General features: G+C 71.6%; 17 protein-coding genes. 13 read left to right on the forward strand and 4 right to left on the reverse strand.

The annotated features are described in order from the left end of the window. The first annotated feature begins 13 nt into the window (after positions 1 to 13). The 6 genes from DRB96_RS06830 (at position 14) to DRB96_RS06855 (ending at position 7,312) form a co-directional block, all read left to right on the forward strand. The gene (locus tag DRB96_RS06830) at positions 14 to 760 is read left to right on the forward strand and encodes a GNAT family protein (protein WP_112447610.1); all 747 of its coding nucleotides are present in this window, start codon (positions 14 to 16) and stop codon (positions 758 to 760) included. After that, positions 757 to 1,725 carry a 2,3-diaminopropionate biosynthesis protein SbnA gene (gene sbnA / locus DRB96_RS06835; protein ID WP_112447611.1) on the forward strand — a complete coding sequence of 323 codons (969 nt, stop codon included), beginning with the start codon at positions 757 to 759 and terminating at the stop codon, positions 1,723 to 1,725. Before DRB96_RS06830 ends, sbnA begins: the two co-directional genes overlap by 4 nt. Before the next feature lie 242 nt (positions 1,726 to 1,967). Next, positions 1,968 to 3,263, forward strand: a complete 1,296-nt coding sequence (locus tag DRB96_RS06840; protein WP_112447612.1) for a cytochrome ubiquinol oxidase subunit I — start codon at positions 1,968 to 1,970, stop codon at positions 3,261 to 3,263. 19 nt (positions 3,264 to 3,282) lie between these two features. Next, positions 3,283 to 4,293, forward strand: a complete 1,011-nt coding sequence (cydB, locus tag DRB96_RS06845) for a cytochrome d ubiquinol oxidase subunit II (RefSeq protein WP_112447613.1) — start codon at positions 3,283 to 3,285, stop codon at positions 4,291 to 4,293. Continuing rightward, on the forward strand, positions 4,293 to 6,086 hold the full coding sequence (cydD, locus tag DRB96_RS06850) for a thiol reductant ABC exporter subunit CydD (protein ID WP_112447614.1): 1,794 nt from the start codon (positions 4,293 to 4,295) through the stop codon (positions 6,084 to 6,086). The genes cydB and cydD overlap by 1 nt, the downstream gene beginning before the upstream one ends. After that, positions 6,083 to 7,312: an ABC transporter transmembrane domain-containing protein gene (locus tag DRB96_RS06855; RefSeq protein WP_112447615.1), complete on the forward strand. Its 1,230-nt coding sequence runs from the start codon at positions 6,083 to 6,085 to the stop codon at positions 7,310 to 7,312. The genes cydD and DRB96_RS06855 overlap by 4 nt, the downstream gene beginning before the upstream one ends. On the opposite strand, the gene DRB96_RS06860 is transcribed toward DRB96_RS06855, so the two are convergent. The 3 genes from DRB96_RS06860 to DRB96_RS06870 all read right to left on the reverse strand — a co-directional run bounded on the left by DRB96_RS06860 (position 7,309) and on the right by DRB96_RS06870 (position 9,432). Beyond that, the gene (locus DRB96_RS06860) at positions 7,309 to 7,614 is read right to left on the reverse strand and encodes a hypothetical protein (protein WP_162689055.1); all 306 of its coding nucleotides are present in this window, start codon (positions 7,612 to 7,614) and stop codon (positions 7,309 to 7,311) included. The two genes, DRB96_RS06855 and DRB96_RS06860, sit on opposite strands and share 4 nt — an antisense overlap. A gap of 263 nt (positions 7,615 to 7,877) precedes the next feature. Beyond that, positions 7,878 to 8,264 (reverse strand): hypothetical protein, encoded by a 387-nt coding sequence (locus DRB96_RS06865; protein ID WP_112447617.1) that lies wholly within the window; start codon positions 8,262 to 8,264, stop codon positions 7,878 to 7,880. Positions 8,265 to 8,679: 415 nt separating this feature from the next. Continuing rightward, positions 8,680 to 9,432, reverse strand: coding sequence for a methyltransferase (locus DRB96_RS06870; RefSeq protein ID WP_112447618.1), 753 nt, complete (start codon positions 9,430 to 9,432; stop codon positions 8,680 to 8,682). A 236-nt stretch (positions 9,433 to 9,668) separates the two neighbouring features. Between DRB96_RS06870 and DRB96_RS06875 the strand changes: the two genes are divergently transcribed. Both DRB96_RS06875 and DRB96_RS06880 read left to right on the forward strand, forming a co-directional pair. Continuing rightward, the gene (locus tag DRB96_RS06875) at positions 9,669 to 10,994 is read left to right on the forward strand and encodes a M20/M25/M40 family metallo-hydrolase (protein WP_162689056.1); all 1,326 of its coding nucleotides are present in this window, start codon (positions 9,669 to 9,671) and stop codon (positions 10,992 to 10,994) included. 257 nt (positions 10,995 to 11,251) lie between these two features. Beyond that, positions 11,252 to 12,589 (forward strand): carboxylesterase family protein, encoded by a 1,338-nt coding sequence (locus DRB96_RS06880; protein ID WP_204357659.1) that lies wholly within the window; start codon positions 11,252 to 11,254, stop codon positions 12,587 to 12,589. 131 nt (positions 12,590 to 12,720) lie between these two features. On the opposite strand, the gene DRB96_RS06885 is transcribed toward DRB96_RS06880, so the two are convergent. After that, complete coding sequence (locus DRB96_RS06885; protein ID WP_112447620.1) at positions 12,721 to 13,569, reverse strand: MBL fold metallo-hydrolase; 849 nt, start codon at positions 13,567 to 13,569, stop codon at positions 12,721 to 12,723. Positions 13,570 to 13,706: 137 nt separating this feature from the next. On the opposite strand from DRB96_RS06885, the gene DRB96_RS06890 reads away from it, so the two are divergent. The 5 genes from DRB96_RS06890 to DRB96_RS06910 all read left to right on the forward strand — a co-directional run bounded on the left by DRB96_RS06890 (position 13,707) and on the right by DRB96_RS06910 (position 18,214). After that, entirely contained in the window at positions 13,707 to 15,185 is a 1,479-nt protein-coding gene (locus DRB96_RS06890; protein WP_112447621.1) for a carboxylesterase family protein, read from the forward strand. A 9-nt stretch (positions 15,186 to 15,194) separates the two neighbouring features. Continuing rightward, positions 15,195 to 15,887, forward strand: coding sequence for an SMI1/KNR4 family protein (locus tag DRB96_RS06895; RefSeq protein WP_112447622.1), 693 nt, complete (start codon positions 15,195 to 15,197; stop codon positions 15,885 to 15,887). Between the two features lie 61 nt (positions 15,888 to 15,948). Next, the gene (locus DRB96_RS06900; RefSeq protein WP_112447623.1) at positions 15,949 to 16,488 is read left to right on the forward strand and encodes a DUF1877 domain-containing protein; all 540 of its coding nucleotides are present in this window, start codon (positions 15,949 to 15,951) and stop codon (positions 16,486 to 16,488) included. Between the two features lie 163 nt (positions 16,489 to 16,651). Continuing rightward, positions 16,652 to 17,434 carry an ISL3 family transposase gene (locus DRB96_RS06905; protein ID WP_162689057.1) on the forward strand — a complete coding sequence of 261 codons (783 nt, stop codon included), beginning with the start codon at positions 16,652 to 16,654 and terminating at the stop codon, positions 17,432 to 17,434. 591 nt (positions 17,435 to 18,025) lie between these two features. After that, positions 18,026 to 18,214: a transposase gene (locus DRB96_RS06910; RefSeq protein ID WP_112453260.1), complete on the forward strand. Its 189-nt coding sequence runs from the start codon at positions 18,026 to 18,028 to the stop codon at positions 18,212 to 18,214. Positions 18,215 to 18,377 lie beyond the last annotated feature (163 nt).

An 18,377-nucleotide genomic window follows, 5' to 3' on the forward strand; every position in this document is an offset into this window, starting at 1 on the left:
GGAGCATCGCCTCATGGCAGAGAACACTCCTGAGACCACGCCGGGGAGCAAGCCCGGACACGACCGTACGGCGATCGCGGCCTGGATTCCGCAGCTCCGGCTGCGGCTGACCACCCCGAGGCTGGAGTTCCGGGTACCCGACGAGAGCGACCTGCGCGCACTCGCCGAACTCGTCGCCGAGCAGGGCATCCACGACCGCGGCACCGTGCCCTTCCAGGGCGGCTGGAGCGACGCGCCCCAGCAGGTCGTCGCCGGCCGCGTCCTGCAATACCTATGGAAGGGGCTCGCGCTCAGCCGTCCCGACTACTGGAACCTCGGCCTCGCCGTCTTCCTCGACGGCCGGCCCGTCGGCGTCCAGGGCCTCCAGGCCCGGCGCTTCCCCCAGCTGCGGGAGGTCGCCTCCGAGAGCTGGCTGGCCCGCGGACACCAAGGCCAGGGCCTGGGCACCGAGATGCGCGCGGCGGTACTGCGCCTGGCCTTCGAGGGCCTGGGCGCCGGACACGCCACCTCGGCCGTCTACGAGGACGGCGCCGCCGCCATCGCCGTCAACAAGAAGTACGGCTACCAGCCGGACGGCATCGAACTCACCGAGCGCCAGGGCAAGCCCACGGTGCTCACCCGCTGGCGCCTCACCCGCGACCAGTGGGAGCTGAGCGCGGCCGCCGAGGTGCCGACCGAGATCCACGGACTCGAGTTCTGCCGCGGCCTCTTCGGAATTACCGCACCCGACCACTCCTCCGCACCCCGGGAGCCGGCGTGATCCACAACTCCATCACCGACTGCATCGGCGCCACCCCGCTGGTCCGGCTCGGCCGACTCTTCCCGCAGCACGGCATCGAAGTGCTGGCCAAGCTGGAAATGCTCAACCCGGGCGGCAGCGTCAAGGACCGCTCGGCGCGCTACATCGTCGAACGCGGCATCCGGGACGGCATGATCCGCCGCGGCACCCGGATCGTCGAGAGCACCTCGGGCAACTTCGGCGTCGCGCTGGCCATGGTGGCCGTCCGCTACGGACTGCGGTTCACGGCCGTCGTCGACCCCAACGCCTCCCGCACCAACCTGCGCATCCTGCGCCAGTACGGCGCCGAGATCGAGATGGTCAGCGAGCCCGACCACGCGGGCGGCTACCTGCACACCCGGCTGGCCCGGGTGCAGGACCTGCTGGCCGACGACTCGGACGCCGTCTGGATCAACCAGTACGCCAACGAGCTCAACTGGGAGACGCACGCGGTCACCACCGCGCGCGAGGTCATCGAGGACTGCCCGGAACCCGTGGACGTCCTCGTCGCCGCCGTCAGCACCACCGGCACCCTGCACGGCCTCGCCCGCGGACTGCGCCGCGAATGGCCGGCCCTGAAGGTGGTGGCCGTCGACGCCGTCGGCTCGGTCATCTTCGGCACTCCGCCGGGCCCGCGGATGCTCCCGGGAGTCGGCTCCAGCCGGGTCCCCGAACTCCTCACCCCCGGCGAGATCGACCAGGTCGTGCACATCGACGACGCGGCCGCCATCCACGGCTGCCACCGGCTGCTGAGGCACGAGGCGATCTTCGCCGGCGGATCCTCCGGCTCCGTGGTCGCGGCCATCGAGGAGCTCCTGCCGGAGCTCCCGCGCCCCAGCCGGATCCTGACGCTGCTGGCCGACCGGGGAGAGCGCTACCTCGACCTCGTCTACACGGACGAGATGGCGATCGAGCACGACGAGCTCGCCTACTCCAGCCACTCCTGAGCCGGGCCACCGGTTCCTGCGGCCACTCCCGAGAAGCGCTGCGGCCGCCCGATGAGGGCGGGCGGCCGCAGCCCCCGGCTCCCGCGCCCGGACTCGACCGCGCCCGGACTCGAGCGCGCCTCCACCGCGGACCGAGCGGTACTCCACCGTCCTCGGCTGAAGTGGAAAGGCCGCCTATCCACCACTCCTGACCACAGCGACCACCAGACAGACGGCTGCACAGCCGACCGAGGGGAACCACCGTGGACGTGCTAGAACTCGCACGGCTCCAGTTCGCCATCACCGCAATCGCGCACTTCCTGTTCGTCTCCCTGACGCTCGGGCTGGTGGCCTACCTCGTGGTGATGCAGACGCGCTGGGCGATCACAGGCAAGGAAGAACACCGCAGGCAGACCCGCTTCTGGGGGCAGCTCTACGTCATCAACTACGCGCTGGGCATCGGCACCGGCATAGTGATGGAGTTCCAGTTCGGGCTCAGCTGGAGCGGGCTGACCCATTTCGTCGGCAACGTCTTCGGCGCGCCGCTCGCGATCGAGACCCTGGTGGCCTTCTTCGCCGAGTCGACCTTCCTGGGCCTGTGGATCTTCGGCTGGAACCGGATGGGCCGCAAGCTGCACACCCTGATGCTGTGGCTGGTGGCGCTCACCGCGTACTCCTCGATCTTCTTCGTGCTCACCGCCAACGGATTCCTCCAGCACCCCGTCGGCTACGAGATGAAGGACGGCAAGGCGGTCCTCACCGACTTCGGGGCCCTGCTCTCCAACACCAACGCCTTCTCCGCCTCGCTCCACATCGTGGCCGCGGCGCTGCTCACCGGATCCTTCTTCATCGTCGCCGTCAGCGCCTGGCACCTGCGCAGGAAGACCGGCCACGAGAAGTTCTTCTGGTCCTCGATGAAGCTCGCCCTGCCGCCCATCCCGGTCCTGGTCCTGGCGACCGCCGCGCTCGGCGGACTCCAGATCGGCTACTCGGTCAAGCAGACGCCGACCAAGTACGGGACGCGCTCCGAGCGGGCCCAGGCACTGGTGGAGACCTTCACCCAGAAGTTCGGCCCCGACAACTACTTCCCGCCGGGCTTCGCGCAGACCGCCGAGTTCGTGATGATCATCCCGGCGCTGTTCATGATGCTGGTGGCGGTCCTCGCCATCCCGTTCATGATCAAACGGAACCTGATCCGCCGCAAGGTGCTGCTCTGGTTCCTGACCGCGGGCCTGATCCTCCCGTACGTCTCCATGATCTCCGGCTGGATCTTCCGCGAGGTCGGCCGCCAGCCCTGGGCCGTCTACGGAGTGCTCAAGACCGAGGACGCGCTCACCCCGGGGCTCACCTCCGGCACCGTCCTCACCTCGCTGCTGGTCTTCGGCACCCTCGTCCTCGTCCTGCTCTTCGCCGACTGGGCGCTGCTCCTGCGCTTCGCCCGGCGAGGCCCCGACGGCGCGCAGCTGGGCCTCATCCCCGGCGACAAGTCCGTGCCCGTCGCTTCCGGCTCCGGCGCCGGCGCGGAACGGGTCTCCGAGAACTCCGCCCCGACCTTCTGACAGCGCTGGGAGTCTCAACGTGTGGCACAACATCTGGTACGCGCTGCTGGGGCTGCTCGTCGCGGGCTACCTCGCCCTGGACGGCATCACCATCGGCACCGGGATCATCGGCCGCTGGCTCGCCAAGGACGACCGCGACCGGCACACGGTCGCCGCGGCGACCGGACCCTTCTTCCTCGGCAACGAGGTCTGGCTGGTCGCGGCGGGCGGCATCATGATCGGCGGGTTCCCCGGCCTGGAGTCCACCGCCATCGCCGGGATGTACCCGGTCATCGTCTTCGCCGTCGCGAGCCTGCTCGTCCGGGAGGCCGCCGTGCAGTTCCGGCGCCGCCTGTCCGGCGCCCGCTGGCGGCGCCGCTGGGACGGCGTCGCCCATGTGGCCTGCGTGGTCCTCGCCCTCATGTGGGGCGCGCTGGGCGGCGCCCTGCTCGGCGCGGTGCCGGTCGTGGACGGTGAACTCCACGTCGACCTCGGCGTGCTGTTCCAGCCGCTGCCGATCCTGTCCGCGCTGACCGCCGTCGCCGTCTTCGCGCTGCACGGCGCGGTGTTCCTCGCCGTACGCACCGAAGGGCCGGTCTCCGGACGGGCCGCGGAGTTCGCCGCGAAGCTGGCGCCCGCCGCGACCGGCCTCGCCGTGCTCACCGCGATCACGGCCACCGCATTCGGCACCTCCCGCGACGGGCTGCTCAACCCGGTCTCCGCCGGGCTCGTCCTCGCCGCGGCCGTCGCGTCGCTGTGGCTGGTGCCGCGGCTGATCGCCGGCGGGGGCTGGAAGGCGCCGGTCGTCAGCGGGTTCGCCGCACTGTCCCCGGTGCTGCTGCTCGCCGCCGCCCACTACCCGCAGGTCATCGTCAGCAGCGCGGGCTCCGCGGAGCACATCTCGGTCGCCGAGGCCGCCGCCGATCCGTCCACGCTCAGCGTCGTGGGCCCCGTGGTGCTGCTGGTCTTCCCCGTACTGCTCGCCTTCCAGGCCATGCAGTGGTGGGCCTTCCGGGCCAAGGCCGACGACCGTTCCCCGGCGTACTTCTGATGGGACGCGTCCGCGCAGAGGCAAGCCGCCGGGCCCAGGGCCCGGCGGCTTCGCCGCGTCCGCTCACCGACCGGGAAGTACGCGGCCGCCTGCTCGGGGCGGCCGAAAGCACCCGGTCCGCCGGGCTGCTGGTGCTCACCGCGGTCGTCCTGGGCGCCACCGGAGTCATCGGGCAGGCCCTCGCCCTCGCCGTGCTCCTGGGCGAGGCCTTCTCCGGCGGGCCGACCCTCACCCCCGCACTGTGGGTCGCGGCGGCCGTCGCCCTGCGCGGAATCGCCGGCTGGCTCCAGGCCACCACCGCCCAGCGGGCCGCCGCGGAGATCAAACTCCGGCTGCGGACGGGGCTGTTGGCCGCGGCCGCGCGCAGGGTCTCCTACGAGGCCCGTGACCGTCGCACGGGCGAGAGCAGCACCCTGGTCACCCGGGGCCTCGACGCCCTCGACCCCTACCTCGTCGGCTACCTGCCGCAGATGCTCGCCGCCGCGCTCGTACCGACCGCGATCGTCGTCACGATGGCGCTCCACGACCCGCTCAGCGGGGTGATCCTCCTCGTCACCCTCCCCCTCATCCCCGTCTTCGGCGCGCTCGTCGGCCTGCACACCAGGGACGCCACGGAACGTCAGTGGGCGGCGCTCACCCGGCTCGGCGGACACTTCCTGGACGCCCTGCGCGGGCTGACGACCCTGCGCACGTTCGGCCGCGCGGAGGCCCAGGAGGCCATCGTCGGCGAGGTCGCCGAGCAGCACCGCAAGGCCACCATGGGCACGCTGCGCATCGCGTTCCTGTCGACGCTGGTCCTCGACACGGTCGCCACCCTGTCCGTGGCCCTGATCGCGGTCCCGGTGGGCCTGCGCCTGCTGGGCGGCTCCCTGGACCTCACCACGGCGCTGACCGTCCTGCTCCTGGCCCCCGAGGCCTACCTCCCGCTGCGCTCCCTGGGCAACCGCTTCCACGCGGCGACCGAGGGCATGACCGTGGCGAGGGAGGCGCTGGCCGAGCTGGACACCGCCGCATCCGCCTCCGCCTCCGCCCCCGCATCCGCGCCCGACTCCGTCTCCGCCTCCACCGCGGCCGCGGGCCGGACCGCTGCGGGAGGCACCGCCCCGGCCGCCCGGCCCATCCGCTTCGAGGGGGTCACGCTCCACCTGCCGGGACGCCCCCGCCCGGTCCTGTCCGACGTCTCGTTCGTCATCGCCCCCGGGGAGCGGGTCGCCCTCACGGGCCCCAGCGGCGCAGGCAAGTCGACGCTCCTCGCGCTGCTCCTCGGACTCGTCCAGCCGGACGAGGGCCGGATCCTCGCCGGCGGCCAGGACCTCGCCGAACTCGATCGGGACGGCTGGGACGACTGGCGGCGCACGATCGGCTGGGTGCCGCAGCGGCCGTACCTCTTCGACCGGACCGTCGCGGACAACATCAGGCTCGGAGACCCCGGGGCCACGGACGAAGAGGTCGAACGGGCCGCCCGGGCCGCCGCCGCGGACGGCTTCGTCCGCGCGCTGCCCGACGGCTACGCGACCCGCCTCGGCGCCCGCGGTACGGGACTCTCCGCGGGCCAGCGCCAACGCGTGGCGCTCGCCCGGGCGTTCCTGCGCGACGCGCCCCTGGTCCTGCTCGACGAGCCGACGGCCGGACTCGACAAGGAGAGCGAGGAGGCCGTCCTGGCCGCGAGCGAACGCCTGATCGCGGGCCGCACGGTCCTCGTGGTCGCCCACCGCCCCCGACTCCTGCACGGCGCCGACCGCCGATTCCACGTGTCCGAAGGAACCTTCAGGGAACGCGAGGTGCCCCGATGACCCCCGGCCGGACCAACGCCACCGCCCCGCCGGCAGCTCCGGCCGGCCCGCCGGCCGCGGGACCCGTCAAGGCGCTGTTCCTCGTGCTGCGCACCGCCGGCCCCTTGCGCACGCTCGCCCCCGCCGCCGCACTCGCGCTGGCCGCCGATCTCGGCGGGGTCGCCCTGATGACGCTCGCCGCCTGGCTCATCGCCCGCGCCGCCGAGCAGCCCGCCATGGGGGTCCTGTCCGTCGCCATCGTCGCCGTACGGGCGCTCGCCGTCACCCGCGGGCTGTTCCGGTACGGGGAGCGGCTCGCCGGGCACGACGCCGCGCTGCGCGCCGTGGCCAGGCTGCGGCGGCGGGTGTTCGGCTCGCTCGCGCGGCGGCCCGCCCACGAGGACGCCCGCACCGTACGGGACGCCGACACCGTCTCCCGGCTCGTCGCCGACGTCGACCTCGTCCAGGACGCCCTGCTGCGCGTCCTGCTGCCCGCCCTGTCCGCCGTCCTCGTCTCGGCCGCCGTGATCAGCGGTGCCGCACTCGTCTCCCCGGCCGCCGCCCTCGCCCTCGCCCTCGGCCTGGCTGCCGGCGGGGTGCTCCTGCCCGCGCTCACCGCCCTGGCCGCCGCCCGTGCGGACCGCCGCAGCGCCGACCTCCGCGCGGAACTCGCCGTGCACACCGTCGACCTGCTGGACGGCGCCGAAGACCTCGCCGTCTTCGGCGCGGCCGCCCGGGAGACCGACCGGGCCGTCGCCACCGCCCGCCGGCTCCGCGCCCACGACCGCGGAGCCGCGCTCCTGTCCGCCGTTTCCGTCGCCGCCCTGACCGTCGTACAGGGCGCCACCACCATCGCCGTGGCCCTCCTGTGCGCCGGCTCGACGTCCCCCGTGTGGGCCGTGGCCCTGCCCCTCCTCGCGCTGGCCTCCTTCGAGGTGCTGACCCCTCTCCCGGCGGCCGCCCAGCTGCTCGCGGACCTGACGGCCGGCGCCCGCCGCGTCCACGCGCTGCTGCGCGATCCGGCCCCGGTCAAGGACTCCGCGAGCACCGGCGGATTCTCTGGGGACGTGCGGCGCGCGCCCCCCCACCCCGCGTCCACGACCGCGGCCTCCGGGGCGTGCCCCTCCGGTCTAGAGAGGGGAGAGGAACGTCATGGTAACCTACGGATGGGTCTGCTCGGGCCAGGGGAGGGTGGCCAATCACACATAGTTGAAGTTCTTGTTCCAGTGGATATGGTTTGCCCCTAGGTCGATGGCCACCTAGGGGTGGGGGTCGCGGACGGCGGTGCCCCGGTCGCGGACGCGGCGTCGGCGGTGAGCGTGGGGGCGGTGGCGGAGGGGGTTGCCGTCGCCTCCTCGCCACCGGAGCCCGCCGCCCCGGACTTCGGTCCGCCGGCGTGTGCGGCGCCGTCGTCGGAGTCGGCCACCGCGACCCCGACCGCCACCACCGCGGCCGCCGCGGTGAGGGAGAGCACGATGCGCGTGCGCACCGTCTTCTTCCGTCGCGCCTCGACGCGGGACGGGATTCCGGGAGTTCGGCTGCGGCTCATGCCTGGGGGACCTCTCAGCGGGAAGTGGGGAGGACGGTTCCCCGAGCCTAGGGTGGTGACCAGCGAAAATGGCGGCCTGGAGGCGTTCTTCAAGGTCCCATGAGGAAGCCCGCAGGTTCGCCACAGGAACGGCCCGCCGTTCACGCGCCACCAGGCCACCACCCCGGAAGCCAGAGCCTGACGAACCTCAAGACGGCACGCGCACCCTCCCACCACCCGAAGCAGTGGGAGGGTGCGCGTGCCGGTGTCGGTCTGTGTCCGACTCAGCAGGTGATGTACTTCATGGACAGCGAAGTGAAGGTCTGGCCCGAAGGGGCGTAGAGGTTCACCGGCGAGGAGTCACCCTTGGGGCCGGCCCAGGCGCTGTCGTGGTAGCCGCCGCCCGAGAGGTATCCGCGCACGAACGGGCAGCGGCCGTCCGCGTTGTTGTCGTGGACGGTGCCCGAGACCCGGGTGTTGCCGTCGCACCACTGGCCGTTGGCGTAGCCCTGACCGGAGCTGATGGACCAGTTCTGGTTGCACGCGAGCGAGCCGGTGCCTCCGGCGCTCGCGGCGGGGGCCGTCACCACGAGGGCGGTCGCGGCGAGGCCGACGGCGGCGAGGACGCTGCCGAGGGTGTGGCGCTTGCGGGACGAGATCTTCTTGATCACGGTACCTCCCAAGTAAGCGCGGGGGTCGCTGATCGACCCCTGACGCCCCGTCAAATTAACGAACTCCTCCGCCGAATCACATGCGTTACTGCAAACCCACTGGCCCCACGGCCATCATTGGCCTGAACCATTTCCCGGCCTCTGCACCGCCGTCGCACGAAGATCACCAGGTCATGCCCACCACCGGCAGCGGACGGAAATATTCCACCCCGGCCCCTGCGTGCGTACGGTTGGCGGAACCATTTCGGTAGCCGGAAGCCACTGGTCGCACCACCTCTCCCGGCGCTTCGCGGGGGGAGCTGGACGCCTCGAGGACCCTCGCGGACAACGCGCCGGCAGGCTTTCGCATGCCAGCAGGAGGCCGACCACGATGGTGGGCGGCACAGCCGGCCCGGCCCTCGGCTGAGCTCGATTCTCAACTTCGCGCTTGCGCTTCGATCAGGAACCGGTGGTCGTGCACGGTGAATCCGCCCGCACTTCTGAGGTGCCGGTCGAGTCGGCGTAGCGCCGGCTCATGCACGGAGGGCTCGAATCCGGGGAACTGCCAGGGGATGGCGCGCACTTGAAAGACCACCGCCCCGATGTCGTGGAAGGTGTAGGGGCTCATCTCCTCTCGCGCCGTGGTCACGTGAAGGCCCGCGTCTTCCAGTGCCCGTACGGCGACACCCAGGGTCCACCCGTCGGGGTTGCCCGGCGAAGGGATGCCGAGGGCTTCGTTCAGTCCCAACTGGTTGCGGCCGCCCACCTGCTGGGTGAGGAGCCGGCCGCCCGGCGCGAGTGCGGCGCGGACGCTTGCCGCATCCAGCGATCCGTGGCGGTTGAGGATCAGGTCGAAGGGACCCGGCGGCAGGTTCGAGCCCGATGCCCGGTGGACCTCCACCCCCAGCGGAGCGAGGTGTTGCCGCGCCAGGCGGAGGTTGGGCACCCAGTTCTCGGTGGCCACGCTCCGCGGCGGCAGCGGGGCGAGCGAGGCGAGGAGTTCGCCGCCGCCGGTGTCGACGTCCAGGAGGCTTCGCGCGCGCGGGAGCAGGGCTCGGGCGTGCCGCACGTAGTCCCACGAGGGCCCCTCACCGTGCGCCCGGCCCTCCAGCCAACTGAAGTCCCAGCCCGACATGGTCGCCTGTCGGGCTTCCACGATGCGCTCTTCGTAGCCGTTGGCGTTCGTCATGGGGGCACGCTACGCCCGCCGTGGAGGCGTACGGATTTCTTTTCGACCGGACGCCTCCGCAGCGGCGGCGGAGGTCACGGTTCACAGCACACCGAGCCATCGGGCTGGCCCGGAGCGCCTGACGATGCTAAACAGGAACCCCAGATGTAGTTACACGTGTAACATCCTGTAACGCCCAGCATCCGGCATCACGCCACGGAGGCTTCGAAGCTCAGATGTCCACCTCACCTCGGCCGATGTCTCTGCCCTTCTCCTGGGCCGACCAGGAACACCACCTCGTCAGCCACCTTTCGGCGCTCATCCGCCTGGACACCTCGAACCCTCCGGGCCATGAGATCGCCGTCGCACGCCACCTCTCCCGCGAGCTGTCCCTCTCCGGTATCGCACACGAGGTCCTGGAGTCCGAGCCCGGACGGGCCAACCTGGTCGCCCGGCTGCCCGGGACCGGACAGGAGCCACCGCTCATGCTGCTGGGCCACGCCGACGTGGTCGGCGCCCCACCCGGCGGATGGAGCCGTCCCCCCTTCTCGGGCGAGGTCGCCGACGGCCGCGTGTGGGGCCGCGGGGCACTCGACATGAAGGGCCAAGTCGCCGCGAGCCTGCTGATCATGCAACTCCTCGCCGCGCACCGGACCCCGCTCCGGCGGGACGTGCTGCTGGTGGTCACCGCCGACGAGGAAGCCGGCAGCCGGTTGGGGGCCTACTGGCTGTGGGGGAACCACCGCAGCCTCGTCGAGGCCGAGTTCGCGTTCAACGAAGGCGGCGGCCAGCGCTTCATGACGCCCGGCGGCCCCGTCTACACCGTCCAGGTGGCCGAGAAGGGCAGCGCCCGGATGCGGGTCACCGCTCGCGGACCGGGCGGCCACGCCTCCGTCCCGCGCTCGGAGTCGGCGGTCTTCAGGCTGGCCGAGGCCCTGTTGAGGCTGCGCGCGTTCGCCCCGGAATCAGTGTTGCTGCCGACCTCGCGGCGCATGCTCAGCACCTTGGCGGACCTGCATCCGGGCCCGGGCGCGGAGGCGATCGAGCAACTGCTGAAGGACCCGACCTGGGACCGGGCACACAGCCTGCCCATCGATCCCGTCCTGCGGGAGTTCGTCGTCGCCGGGCTGCACAACACCGCCACTCCCACCGTGCTGTCCGCGGGGCAGCGCCAGAACGTCGTGCCCGTCGAAGCCGACGTGGTGCTCGACGGCCGCCTCCTTCCGGGCGAGCTGCCCGACCGGTGGGTGGCGGAGGTCCAGAGGGCGGTCGGAGACCGTGCCGAGGTGTCGCTGCTGCACGGCAGAGTGAGCCACGGCGTGCACGACGACCCGGGACTCCTGCGGGTTCTGGGCGACACCGTCGCGGCCCACGAACCGGGTGCACGGGTGCTGCCGTACATCAATCCGGCCGCCACGGATGCCCGCGCCTTCCCCGACACGAAGGTCGTCGGATTCTTTCCCTCCGCCAGTGACGCGGACGTCATGCGACTCATCCACGCACCTGACGAGCACACCCGGATCACCGACCTGATGTTCGGCGGGAAATGCCTGCTCGACGCGGTCCTCAGACTGTCCACGTGAAAGGAGCCACCCCATGGGTGTCATCATCGAAACCTCGACCGGCAAGGTCGAGGGAACGGCCGAAGACGGACTGTCGGTCTTCAAGGGGATTCCCTACGCCCTCCCCCCGGAAGGGCCCCTCAGGTTCCAGGCCCCCGCTCCGGTCCCCGCGTGGGACGGTGTCCGTCCGGCCACGTCCTTCAGCGCCGCACCGCCACAGCTGCCGATGGTTCCCGGAATGCCCTCGGTCGCCGGAGGACGGCCTGGACTGCCTCAGCATGAACGTCTGGACCCCGGGGAGCGCCGGTGACCGGCTGCCGGTCATGGTGTGGATCTACGGCGGCGGGTGGAAGACGGGCCATTCCGCCGACCCGAGCTACGACGGCGAGGTACTCGCCCGGGGTGGCGTGGTCATGGTGACGTTCAACTACCGCGTCGGATTCGAGGGGTTCGGCTTCGTACCGGGGGCACCCGCCAACCGGGGCTTCCTCGACCAGGCCGCCGCACTCGCATGGGTACGGGAGAACATCGCGGCCTTCGGCGGCGACCCGGACAACGTGACGATCTTCGGCGAGTCCGGCGGGGGCGCGTCCGTCGCCGCCCTGCTGACCGCACCCGGCGCGCGCGGTCTGTTCCGTCGCGCCATCGTGCAGAGCATGGCCGGGCGCTTCCTGCCCGAGGAGGAAGCCCGGCGGATCGCCACGATGATCGGGGAAGCGGCCGGCGTGAGCCTCGACGCGCTGGCTTCCGTGTCCCCGGAAGCCCTGCTGGCGGTTCAGGACGAGCCTCTGCCCGCGATGAGGGCGGATCCGGCGAACTGGACGACTCCCGAGGCCATCACCGCGTTCTCACCCGTCATCGACGGCATCACCGTGGTCGACAAGCCATGGCTCGCCCTCCGTTCGGGGTGCGCACGTGACGTCGACTTGATCTCCGGCTACACGCATGACGAGTTCACGCTGTTCGCGATGGGACGCGGCCTCGTCAAGATGGAACTCGGTGCGATGGTCAAGGCCTTGCCCATGATGTTCGCGGCGGCACGCGCGGGATTCCGCGATCGGGCATCGCGGAAGCGGAAGTCGGCGCAGCCCCCGGCGAAGATCCGCGACCTCGACCTCGGTGCCGTCGCCGATGGACTGGGGCTCGGCCGTCAGGCCGCAGCCGACTACCGCGGCGCCCACCCGGATCTGACCGACCCCCAGCTGTACGTCACCATGTTCTCGGACGCGTTGTTCCGGATGCCCGCGACGTGGTTGGCCGAGGCACACGCCGCGTCGGGCGGACGAGCGTGGCTCTATGACTTCACGTGGAGCAGTCCGGCTTTCGGCGGGGCACTCGGCGCCTGTCACACCGTGGACATCCCGGCGACCTTCGGCCACACGCGAGGACCCCTGGCCGGCTTCCTGTTCGGCGGCAAGGCCCCGTCCCAGGACTTCACGCGCCTGTCCGAACTGCTCCGCGCCTCCTGGACATCCTTCGCCGCCTCGGGGGATCCGGGCTGGGCACCCTTCACGACGGACCGGCCGACGACTCGCCTCTGGGACAGCGAACCGTCGGTCGTCGAGGACCCGCTCGCGGCATCCCGCCGCATCTGGCACAAGGAGTCGGGTCTCTGACGACGCGGGACACATCGGGTCGGGGGCCTGCCTCCCGGGCCCCCGGGTCGGACGTCGCGAGCGGCCGCCCGGGGGAAACCGCCCTGGTCCACGATGGCGAGGACGTACGTCAACTGGCGGAAGCCCACGGTTCAGCGCGGTCCGTCCACGACGAACCGCACGCCCCCGTCACCGCCGCGCCGGAGCAGGCCGGCCGTGGGGGCGGGGAAATGGGTGCCGATCACGAGCGTTCCCGTGTCGGCGTACCGGTCGACGAATGCCCGCCGGGTGGCAGCGGCCCGCACCGCGTCGGTGTCGGCGAGGCCGGCCACGTCCGGTTCGATGAACTGCACCGGATGGTGCACCAGGTCACCGGTGATCACGGCGCGCTCCCCGCCGGATTCGACCACGACCGCGACCTGGCCCGGGGTGTGCCCGGGGGCGGCTTCCAGGCGTACGCCGTCAGCCACCTGGTGGTCGTCCCCGACGAAGTCGACGAGCCCCTCGTCGATCAAGGGCTGCATCGTGTCGTGGAGGCCGACGTCCCCCTCGTCGGCCCAGTGGTCCCATTCCACCCGGGTGACGAGGTGGCGTGCACGGGGGAACGTGGGCACCCACTTCCCCTCCACCAGGCGCGTGTTCCACCCGATGTGGTCGAAGTGGAGGTGGGTGCACACCACCGTGTCGATCGATTCCGGAGGGTAGCCGAGGGCGGCGAGGTCTTCGAGCCACGTCGAGTCCAGCATGCGCAGGAACGGCACCGACGCCCGGGCATTGCCCACACCCGTGTCCACGAGGATCCGGCGCGCACCGGTGTCCACGACCAGCCCGTGGACCGAGAGCACGAAGGTCCCGTCGGCCCTGGCGAAGTCGGGAGCGGGCCACGGGTACCTCTTCAAGAGTGCGGTGTCGTCCGTCCGCAGGGCCCCCGCGACGGGCACGGTGACTTCCGCCTCCAGCACCTTGTGAATCACCGTCGTACCGATACGCCACGCCGTCATGCGAGCCTCCACTTGATGATTGATCGAAGAATATTGACGCTCGCCAAATTTACGCAATACCCTGAGGCTCACGACCCCCACTCCCTCGTTCCTTGGATCCCTCGATCCCTCGATCCCGGCCTGGAAGGACTCACTGGATGGGCTTCACCCAGGACCGCACCGCGCCCGTCGTACACACGCGATCGGGCCCGATCCGCGGCGCCGTCGAAGATGATCTGGCCGTGTTCAAGGGCGTGCCGTACGCCGCACCCCCCGTCGGGCCCCTCCGGTGGCGCCCCGCGCAGCCGCACCGGGGATGGAGCGACACCCTCGACACGACGGCGTACGGCCCCGGTTCGCCGCAGGCCGTCCGCGAGGGCGACCCGATACTCGGCGGCCACGGCTTCGCGCCCTTCGACGAGGACTGTCTGACACTCAACGTGTGGACGCCCGGCATTGACGACGCCCGCCGACCCGTCCTGGTCTGGATCCACGGCGGCGCCTTCATCTCCGGCTCCGGGGCGATGCCGAACTACTCGGGCGAGACGTTCGCGCGGGGCGGCGACCTGGTGGTGGTGAACCTCAACTACCGGCTCGGACCGCTCGGCCTGCTGCACTTCGCGGCGGACGACGGCGCCGAGTGCGGCAACCTCTGGCTCACCGACCAACTCGCGGCGCTGCGCTGGGTGCAGGACAACATCGCGGCCTTCGGCGGGGATCCCGGCAACGTCACCGTCGCCGGCCAGTCCGCCGGCGCCCTGTCCGCGACGGCGCTCGCGGGCCACGCCGACGGCGGCCGGCTCTTCCGCCGGGCCATCCTCCAGAGCGTCCCGCTCGCCATGCCCCTCGCCACACCGGCCGAGGCCCTGGCCCGTACCGCCGCCTATCTGGAGATCGTCGGTGCGAAGGACGTGGACGAACTGCGGACGGTGCCGTGGCCGCGACTGGTCGGGGCCACCGCCGGACTCCTCGCGGCCACCATGGAATGGGGGCACTGGACCGCGCCGTTCATGCCGGTGCTCGACGGCGTGACGGCGGCGCGGCAACCGGTCGAGAACCTGCTCGACGGTCCGGGTGCGGACATCGACGTACTCATCGGCTGGACCGCGGAGGAGTCCTCTTTCGCCTTCGCGCTGGGCGAGGCGTACGCGTCGGCGACCGCGGAACAGGTGCTCCGGCGGGCGCGGGACAGCTTCGGCGACGGTGCGGCCGAAGCGTACGCGGCGTACGCGGCCGCCCGCCCGGGCGGCCGGCCGATCGACGTCCTCATCGACCTGACCACCGACGAGCTGTTCAAGAAACCCACCCTGGCGTTCGCGGAAGCGCGGGCGGCACGAGGTCGCCCGGTCTGGGCGTACGAGTTCGCTTTCCCCACCCCCGCGCACGACGGCCGCCTGGGTGCCCCGCACTGCCTGGACCTGCCGTTCGTCTTCGACAATTTCGACAAGTGGTCGCACGCGCCGTTCCTGGCGGGGATGGACACCCGGAGCAGGGACGGCCTCGCCAGGACCGTGCACCAGGCGTGGATCTCGTTCGTACGCACCGGCGACCCCAACCACTCGGCCATGCCGCGCTGGGACCGCTACGACCGGCCATCGCGCACCACCATGCGCTTCGAGGCCGCATTGCTCCGGTAGCGTGGCCGGATGATCTCCGGTGACACTCTCCTCGAGCGGCTGCGGGAGCTGGCCGCCCGAGTGCCGTTCGACCTCGCGGTACAACCCGGCGCCACGGCTGCCGACTTCGACCGCTGGCCCGTCCCGGTGCCGGCCGAGGCCCGCGAACTGCTGGGCCGACTCGGTGGCTTCGCCGTGCCGCCGGTGGAGTTCACGCTGACCGGCCACCCCCGCCAGGCCGGCGACCACGGCCTGCCGCACCCCCACTGGCTGGTCACCGACGACGGGGGCGGCGGCGTCACCTGGGTCGACATCGAGGCCGACGGCCGGTGGGGCCAGGTCCTGATGCAGTACCGCGAGGGCGGCCTCCACGTCGAGGCCGAGTCGCTGCCGCACTGGCTCGACCGGCTCATCGGCACGGCGGAGGAACTGGTCGAGCAGACCGGCTTCGAGGAGGGCGTCCAGCCGTACGCCGACGACTTCTGGGACCTCCTGCAGCTGGACGGCCCCGAACTGCCGCTGCACCCCGCAGCCGAACTCCGCGGCAGCCCGGACCCGGTGGTCGCCCGCCTCGCCGCCCGCGTGCCGGACGGCGCGCTGATCGCCGACCTCCGCGGAGTCCTGCCGGGCAGCCGCGCCCGCTTCGACCGGGAGCTCGGGCGGTACCGCCTGACCCGGGCCGTCGGCGACCCGGTGTTCGCCGCCGTTCCCAGCCAGGACTGATCCGGGGTGTGAGCGGTCCTGCAGTCCGAAATCCGGTAGACGTGGCAGGAATACTGCCGTCATGGCCGTTACTCAGCAGCTCGCCCGCATCCCCGAGGGGCATCTCGCCGCCTGCCGTCAGTCCGCCGGTGCGTCCCCGGACCGCGATCCCCACTGGGATCCACCGGCGTACGACGTGCTGGACCTGGACTGGGCACCGGCGCTGCTGAAACGCGTCGGCGAGGTGGCCGGACTCGAAGAGGTCCATCTCGATGCTCTGCGCCGGGCCACCGACGGCGACACCGCTCTTGACCTCGGCTTCCTCGACACTCACCCACACGCCATAGCCCCCTTCGGGGGCGCCCCCACCGGCCTGGGCGTCTCTCAGGTGGCGCACGTCTCCGAACTGCTGGGCCAGATCGACATGCCCGTCCTTCTCGCCGGCCTGCCGGCTGCCGGCCTGCCGGCCGATGAGCGTGACGCCGCAGCCTTGATCTGCCAGTTGGGCGGCCCCATCACCGGCGGTCTGAGGACGTACCTGCTGGAGCACTTCAACGCCTTGCGCGACTTCTACCTCGACGCAGCCGAGCGCCACCTGCTCGTCGTGCTCTGGTGGGACTGACCCGCGACCCACCACGCGTCCCGACCGCGAGCACCTGGGGAAATTACGGGCTCTGTCGCTGATCTTGTGATCGGGCGTGTGTTGTCGGTGGCGCCTGTCATCCTGTCCGGCGTGTACTTCGCGGAGTTTCGAGGTGCTCCTGCCTCATCTGTCCGGTGTCGTGGTGGAGTTGGTCGAGCGGTCAGTCGGCGGGATTACGATGCATGCCCGTGTCCGTGCGGCCGACGCGCTGTGCCCGCACTGCCGGAGCGCATCGGGACGGGTGCACGGCCGATACCTGCGACGGCTGTCTGACGCGGCGATCAGCGGCACCCGGGTGGTCATCGAGCTGCTGATACGCCGGTTCCGGTGCCTCAACGCCGCCTGCGCGGCCGTGACGTTCGCCGAGCAGGTCACCGGGTTGACCAGCCCGCATGCCCGCTACACCCCGCTGATGCGCGGGACGCTGACCTCGATCGCGCTGGCGCTGGCCGGGCGGGCTGGAGGCCGACTCGCGGTGGCGCTGGGGGTCCCGGTGGCGAAGGACACCCTGTTACGCCTGCTCAGAGCCTTCCCCGAGGAGCCGGCCGGGCAGGTCCGGGTGCTGGGCGTCGACGATTTCGCGCTACGGAAGGGGGACTCGTACGCCACCATCCTGGTCGACCTGGAGCGGCGCCGTCCCATCGACGTGCTGCCGGGACGAGACGCCGAACCACTGGCCGCCTGGCTGCGTGACCACCCCGAGGTGGAGGTCATCTGCCGGGACCGGGCCGGGGTGTACGTGGAGGGCGCCCGCACCGGTGCCCCGCAAGCGGTGCAGGTCGCCGACGCGTGGCACCTGTGGAAGACCTCGGCGAGGCGGTCGAGAAGACGGTCGGCGCCCATTACGCCTGCGTGCGGGCCGTGTTCGAGAAAGTGCCGGCACCCGAACCCGCCGACGCGCCCACTGATGACGCAGGCCAGGTGACGGCACCGGTCGGGACCCTGGACGTCTGCGGGCGCGAGCGCCGCCTGGTGGTCCGGACCCGGGAACGGTTCACCCTGGTCCAGGACCTGCTGCACGAGGGAGCCTCGCTGGAGTCGATCTGCCACCGGCTCCAGCTGGACCGTTCCACAGTCCGCCGCTTCGCCCGCGCGACAAGCATCGACGAACTCCTGGCCAAGGCGGTCAACCGGTCCACCATCCTGTACGAGTACCGGCCCTACCTCCACCAGCAGTGGAACGAGGATCGCCACGACACCGCTCAACTTCACCGCGACATCTCGGCCCTCGGCTTCACCGGAAGCATCCAGGCCGTCCGCCGCTACCTGCGGAACTTCACGCCCTCGGCTCCCGCGCCGGCGCCCAGGCCCGCGCCGCGGCCCCGCCGCATCGTCCGGTGGATCATGACCAATCCGGGCAACCTCCCGGACGAGGACACCCTCACCCTCAAGGAGATCCGCGCCGGCTGCCCCGAACTCGACGCGGTCACCGACCACGTCCGCGACTTCGCCGAGATGATGCGCGACCTGCGCGGCGACCAGCTGCCCCAGTGGATGGAGCGGGGCGCAGGACCCCCTGCCCGCACTGCACTCCCTGGTCAACGGGCTTCGCCGCGACCAGGACGCCGTCATCGCCGGACTCTCCAGCCCCTGGAGTTCTGGCCAGGTCGAGGGACAGAACACGCGAGTGAAGTTCATCAAGCGGGCCGGGTACGGCCGCGCCAACTTCGACCTTCTGCGCAAGCGGATCCTGCACAGAACCTGATGGCCAGTCACAAGATCAGCGCCCGAGCCCACAGCCCCGCAATCGCCGATCACGAAATCGCGACGGCAGCCGCGACCGGGCCCCAGCGTCCCTTTCCGTGCTCCTCCATGGCCGGGCGTGCGCCCGTGCTGGGCGGGCCTGGTGGCGCCGGCCAGCGGCGAAC

Source organism: Streptomyces sp. ICC1 (genome assembly GCF_003287935.1).
Taxonomy (GTDB): domain Bacteria; phylum Actinomycetota; class Actinomycetes; order Streptomycetales; family Streptomycetaceae; genus Streptomyces; species Streptomyces tritrimontium.